Annotated in this window: 1 protein-coding gene; it reads left to right on the top strand. The window is 68.9% G+C overall.

Translation table 11 applies throughout. The features are described 5' to 3' along the window. Nucleotides 1-198 precede the first annotated feature (198 nt). Nucleotides 199-1,110 carry a hypothetical protein gene (locus L286_RS25365; protein ID WP_025160480.1) on the top strand — a complete coding sequence of 304 codons (912 nt, stop codon included), beginning with the start codon at nt 199-201 and terminating at the stop codon, nt 1,108-1,110. Nucleotides 1,111-1,176: the final 66 nt, after the last annotated feature.

Consider the following 1,176-nt stretch of genomic DNA (forward strand, 5'->3'; position numbering starts at 1 on the left):
CCCGCCGCGGGACAGGTGCAGGGGCGGTCGGCTCCGGCCGCGCCTGAGCCCGTCGCTCCGGCGTCTGCTTCGGTGCCGGCTCCGGCCGCCGTCGACTGATCCGTTCAGGGGCGATTCAGCGGAATTTGGCGCAAAGTCGCGCTTTACCGGGCGGATTATAACCTTATGGTTAAGGCCGGATATAAGTCGGGGATCATCATGCGTAACGCTTTTTTCGCGACGGCCGCACTGGCGCTGGTCGCGCTCGCGCCGCCGCTATCGGCGCAGAATGTCAGCGTCGACGTGCGCGTCGACCGTCTGGAGAAGGAAATGCGCGCCGTGCAGCGCAAGGTGTTCCCGGCCGGCGCGCCGCTGGAGGCGGAGATCGCCCGCCCCGCCGCCCCGGCGGTGGTGCCGGGGTCGCCCGCGTCCACGCCGGTCGCCGACCTGACGGCGCGGGTGAACGCGCTGGAATCGCAACTGGCCTCCATCACCGGGCAGGTCGAGGAAAACGCCTTCAAGCTCAAGCAGTTGGAAGAGGCGTTCAACCGCTACAAGGCGGAGCAGGAAAGCCGCGCAGCGCCTGCCGCGGTGCCGCCGACGGCGCTCGGCCCCTCCGCCTCGTCCGCTTCGGCGGCTGGCGCGTCGGCCCGGCCGGCCGCGCCGCGCCCCGCCGCCAATGGCGCGAGCGAGGAACGCAAGATCGCCGTCGCCGCGATCGAGCGGCCCTCCACAGGCAATGAGGCGGACGACGCCTATACCTATGGCTTCCGCCTGTGGGACGCGAAATTCTATCCGGAGGCGCAAGCGCAGCTCAAGGCGACCGTGGACAAATATGGCGCCAGCCCCGTCGCCAGCAAGGCCGCGAACCTGCTGGGCCGCGCCTATCTGGACGACGGCAAGCCCGCCTTGGCCTCCGTCGCCTTCTACGAAAATTACCAGAAGCGGCCCAAGGGCGACCGCGCCGCCGACAGCCTGGCCTATCTGGGCGAGGCGCTGATCCAGCTCAAGAAGCCCGCCGATGCGTGCAAGGTCTATGCGGAACTGGAGCAGGTCTATGGCGCCAGCCTGTCGAACGGCCTGCGCGGGATGATGGACAAGGGCCGGACCAGGGCCAAGTGCACGGCCTGAGGGCCGCATGGCTGAGGGCGATCTTGAAACGCAATTGAAGCAGGCCATCGGGGCGCTGGCGGAAAA

Origin of the sequence: Sphingobium sp. HDIP04 (assembly GCF_000445085.1) — a bacterium.
GTDB lineage: Bacteria > Pseudomonadota > Alphaproteobacteria > Sphingomonadales > Sphingomonadaceae > Sphingobium > Sphingobium indicum.

Excerpts from the sequence above, each read along its gene's own strand:
- L286_RS25365 (WP_025160480.1), top strand. The coding sequence starts at position 199 with ATGCGTAACGCTTTTTTCGCGACGGCCGCACTGGCGCTGGTCGCGCTC.